Raw genomic sequence first — 683 nt, 5'->3', positions numbered from 1 at the left:
AACACGCGCAACTGCGAGCCCGACACCACCGTCTTGCTCAATCCCGGGAAACCTCTGAAAACGGAGGCCAAAGCCACCTCAAACACCGCATGAAAAATGCGACAACTGTCTTGACACCCGCCGCAGCGGCCACAACGGATGTGACCCAAACCCAGCCAACGGCGGGAATTCGATACACCGACCCGCCCGCGTGGCGGGTTTTTTGTGGCTTGCCTGCGACCTAGCACCGGCATAGCAGAGGCTCAAACTGCGCCGCTCTGGGCGGATGCGGGAAGTCGAGAAATTCTCTTCTAAATCAGGATGGTGCCCGGAGCCGGGATCGAACCGGCATGACCGAAGTCGAGGGATTTTAAGTCCCTTGCGTCTACCAATTTCGCCATCCGGGCCGAGGAGGGGTCATCAAGCTGCCGACCCTGATGTGACTGTAACGTCGAGCAGGACCGGATTAGGACGGGGGAGATGCGGAGGCTCAGCGCAGAATCGAACCGAGGCACACGGATTTGCAGGCTATCTCACCCAATTACACTTCGAGCACTTAAGATGACCTGCCGCACAACGAGCCGCTCAAACCCTGCGCCTAGATTACTTGACGGGATCACTTGATGTCTAGTGCAACAGAGTGGAAATCCCGAGACTGTTTAATCATTCATGCCGCGAGCGGCTTTCCCTCATAGGTCCAGCGG

At 57.5% G+C, this 683-nt stretch carries 1 tRNA gene; it reads right to left on the bottom strand.

Annotation, left to right across the window (positions count from 1 at the left end):
• Positions 1-301 precede the first annotated feature (301 nt).
• Positions 302-386, bottom strand: a tRNA-Leu gene (locus tag G3480_RS27195).
• Between the last annotated feature and the right edge of the window lie 297 nt (positions 387-683).

The organism is Thiorhodococcus mannitoliphagus (assembly GCF_010915725.1).
In the GTDB taxonomy this organism is placed as follows: Bacteria; Pseudomonadota; Gammaproteobacteria; order Chromatiales; family Chromatiaceae; genus Thiorhodococcus; species Thiorhodococcus mannitoliphagus.
The sequence above is the reverse complement of the archived record's forward strand: the minus strand, read 5'-3'. Positions and strand labels throughout refer to the sequence as shown.